This is a genomic window from Chitinimonas sp. BJB300, assembly GCF_002735695.1.
Lineage (GTDB): Bacteria > Pseudomonadota > Gammaproteobacteria > Burkholderiales > Chitinimonadaceae > Chitinimonas.
The window spans coordinates 1-4,371 of record NZ_PDZH01000210.1 but is presented as its reverse complement, the minus strand read 5'-3'; the positions used below and the strand labels follow the sequence as shown (position 1 = coordinate 4,371).

General features: G+C 55.7%; 1 protein-coding gene. It reads right to left on the bottom strand.

Annotated features, from left to right (window positions below):
* Positions 1-4,371: RHS repeat protein (locus tag CSQ89_RS20125; RefSeq protein WP_143747111.1), on the bottom strand; the 4,371-nt coding region annotated here is incomplete at both ends.

The window sequence follows — 4,371 nt, the reverse complement described above, 5'->3', positions numbered from 1 at the left end:
CGGATTCAGGGTTCGCGCTGCCTCTAGCCCCCCAACGTGTATTGGCATCCGGTTCTTTCGGCTTCTGCACCCCAACCCACTGCCTATTGTTACCGGCAATGCTGTTGCCAAGCACATCACCGAACGCATTGGCTGCCACACTCGCAAAGTCCAGCCTCCCACGCCCGTTGACCGCAATCTGGGCAACACGATTCACTACGCCACCAGCAAGGCCATTGAGGTAATTCGCAGCGAAATTTTGGTTCTGCGCCCAGCCAGCGCCACTACTAACTTGGCCATTCACCATCGAGCCAAAGATACTATCGCCTATCGCTTGTGTAATCGGCGCTGCAATCCCCGCCGCGGCAACGTTGCGCCAGCTAAAAGTACTTAGGCCAGCTACAGATAATATGCTTTGGCTGGCCGTCGTACTGACTGCAGCACGAGCCGAGGTTGCCATCCACCCATTACCCGCCATCCAAGTGCCTTGCAAAGCACTACCGGCACCGGCGGTAACACCAGCACTGAGTGCAGCAGTCCCAACCTGGCTCCACTTGAACTCGTCGATTTCTCCAATCGCGAGACCAAATCCCTGGCTGGCAATACTACCTGCTGCTGCGCCAATCATGGCACCACCTACTGCCGCAGCCGTTGCCATGCCTGTACTAAGCCCCACGCCGACTCCGGCGGCAAGGGTACCTGTCATGGCAGATGCCCCTGCCGCCATGGTGGCGCCAAAGCCACCCAGCGAGCTCCCTGCGAGCAGCGTTGATGCCGCACCGGCGGTGTAAACCGTCACCGCGATCGCTACCGCGACCATCAGAATGCTACCCAGACTCCAACGCTTTTTCTTGGGTGGTGGCGGCGGGGGCGGTAGTGTGGGCGTCGTGTCACCCACCAAGCGGCCTGGGTTGTACGGGGCAAACGTGCTGGCGTTGTTGGCCGCTGAAATGGCATTGGGAATACGTAGAGTCCTACCCTCACCAGGATCGGCATCGGCACCCACCGTAAGACCATTCTCATCGCCGATCAGGTACCACAGGCTACCGTCGCCCCATACCGCAAAAGCGATAGAGCGCAGCGTATCGCCCTTGTTGACGGTGTACACCGACAAACTACTCGGGGCTTGGGTGCCCGTACGCGCTGCGCTGGCGTAGTCGAAGTTGGCTTCTTCCCCAGCCCCAAAACTAGACGCAACAGTATTGCCACCGACGTAGAGGTAGTTGACCGTCTTATCCGCCAGGTTGTCATTGGTTTTCTGCAGCACCCGGCCGTTGAAGTCCACCAGCATATCCCGCTGCTTGAACTTACCATCTTTGGCATGCGGGTCGCTCACCGCGATCGTATTGCCGTAGTCGTCCAAGGTGGACGTGCTGGTACCCGGCCCCAGGGCGGAACTGTTTTTCTGGCTGGTTTCCCGCCAACTTTCGAAGGCTTGATGCTGGAACGTGAAGGACTGATTCTGCGTGCTGTTGGCGAGATCGATGTACTCATAGCCGGCGAGCCGGCTGCCTTCGTAGGTATTCGTCAGTACCGTGGTGCTCGTATTGCTGTAGTCGGTTAACCACGCGATGGGGTTTAACTGGAGCGCATCGAGCTGTGCCTGCGTCTTGTCTTTCAGACTATGGGTTTCCTGCCGTGCTAATCGTCCTTGCCCTGTCACTTCATAGGCATTACGCACGCGTTGTAAGAGCATGCCGCCATTGTTATAACTGTCCTCCAATGTCATTTGACCCAGATAGTTATATTCTCGACGTGTCTTGAGCACATTGATGAGACTGACACTGGTATCTTGGTGATACGTGTCAACCAGTTGCCCAAAGCTGTCATAGGTAAAGCTATCCCACAGGCTTGTCGTTCGCCACACTCCAGTGTGTAACTGACTGCTACCTCGATAGAAAAAACGCTCGCCTTTTTTTTCTGTCTCGACAACGCTGCCATCTTTCAATGACCCCCGGCTCACTACGACACGATTCAAGGCATCGTAACTGTAGTGGTGTACCTGATCTGGAATATCGGCATTGCGTTGCATACCTTGCACATAGGTACGGTTGCTATTGGCATCGTAACCATAGCGTGTTGCCACGTTTTTACCGTATACCGCCTGTACGCGGCCCAAGGCGTCGTAATCGGTGGCTTGGAACCAAGCGTTATCTTTCTCCCAACTGCCGTCTTTCGGGCGCGCCATCGATTCAAAGCTGATACGACCCATGACATCGTAACGGGTACGTTGCACGCCCAGCACGTCCATGCCGCGGGTGTCAGTCTGACTAATCAGCTGACCCGCCTGGTCATAAAGGTGGCTGCGCGTGATCGGGTCTTTACCGACCACCGTATAGTTAAAATGTTCAACCTGTCCCAGCCCGTTATACCGATAGTTGTTGTAGGTGTTTCCGCCTAGATCGGTATGGCTTGTCAGGCGATTGGTGGCCAAGTCATATGTCCAAGACTTGCTTTCCTCATCGTAGCCGCCTTTATCCTTACGCCAGAAGGTGCTTTCTTTCGTCTTATTGCCTTGCAGGTCATAGGTAAATTCCTGGCTGGTACCGGAGTAAACGGTGTTGTGTACGTAGGTGGAAAGCAGCACATCAACGTTGGTGACCTTGCCATGCGTACCATACGCATACCAAGTTGTTTGTTGGATATCTGTATTGTCTGCTGCGAGTCGGTTCTCCCGCACGCGATTACCGGTTGAATCGTAACCGTAGTGGGTGAGCAATACCTTGGATGTCCAGTTTGGCCCTGATGGGTTGGCCGTGGCGCTGAGTGCCTGACGATTCACGTCGCCTTGTCGGCGCTCCAGAATGCGCTGATCCAGACGGTTGTAAACATACGTGGTAATGAGGGGGCGGTCGCCAATATTGCTAAGGGTTTTGGCCAGCCGGCCCAGCATGTCGTAGACATGCTCATCCCCTGCCCATCCCGTTGGATTGTCGGTTGATAGGCCATGCGTTGTTCTGACCAGCCGGCCGAATGCGTCAAACTGCTGTCGGGTAAGGTTACCGTTACCATCCCAGCTGCCAATCAGATCACCAGCATGGCTATAGGCATAGCGCTTGGTCACTTGGCCGCGCGTGCTCACGCCATTCTTCATCTTTTCGACCGTGGCACTGATTTCGTCCTGCAACTGGTTTTGGCTGTTGTAATGCCAGCGCGTCTCCGCACGACTTGCATCCGTCAGGCCGATTCGGTTGCCCCAGCGATCAAAACTGGTCTGGGTCGTGGGGCGGTAGGTTGCGCTGTAGGTTTTTTCTTCCAAATGTAAGCTGTATTGATCGTTAATACGGCTTAGGCGATAGTGCTGAATATTGGCGGCATGGTGAATCAGTTCAGCGTCGCTTGCCGTAGCAGAAGCGACATAGCCACTCGGCTGTCTGAGCTTCAGCAAGAGAATGCTTTCGCCACTTTGCAAACCAAAGTTGTCAACCGCTACAGGCTGGTTCGCCGATAGGTTCCGCGAAATGAATTGACCTACCTTATTGGTAAAATACAAGCTGACGTTTGATTCTGTGGACGCCGGAATGACAGTTTTGCCGCCTTGGTTGATGAGTGTCAGCGCTGGGCTGGTATTACCCAGAATTTGGCTGGTAAACGCCGGCCCGGTCTGCCCAATCTGGCGGCCCAGCTTGTCGTAGTTGGTATAAGTGCGGCGGTATTGGGTGCTGGCGGCGGTTTGCAGCTGGTTGCCCGATAAGACCGCCGTCTGTGCCAGGCTGGCAGGTGTGATCGCGCCAGAAAGCGTCCCCTCAATGGGCGAGGTCACCCGCGCCACTTCCCAGCCCATGCGGTTGTAGTAATGCACGCTCCAGACGCCCGCTTCCTGCTTGCGCCAGAGGCGGCCGGCGTTATCGTACTCATATTTACCAGTGGTTATGGTACCAGTGGTTATGCCCGTAAGTTTTCGCTCGGTGATTTCACCAAAGGCGTTGTAAGTCACCTCGGTTTTTTTCTCCTCGGCCCCCCCCGAACGCACCCCAGGCGCAGAGATGCGCTCCTTCGTGCTGATTTGGTTGCCAGCGCGATCGTACTCAAATGCTTTAACCAGATTGGTGGTTAGCAAAACACCGGCATCTGGATGCTCATGGGATTTATTTCCCCCAACCTGTTTGCCCGCTTGCCATTCCAACGCCGTACGACCGAACTTGTCGTAAAAGGTCTTCTGCAGAATCTGGTTGCCCAGCACGCCATCTGCGGCGCGCAGGTCTACGCGGTATTCGGTCTGGTGGCCGGCCAGGTCAAACCGGCGTTGTTCGATGCGGTCATCGGCGTGGCTGGCAGGGATGACCACGCTACTCGGGCGTTCTGCACCGCCAGCCAAGGTCATCGTATTGGCAAACCGGGTGGTACGCACCGCATTGCCGTGGGCATCGCGTTCGAACTGCGTCACGGTGT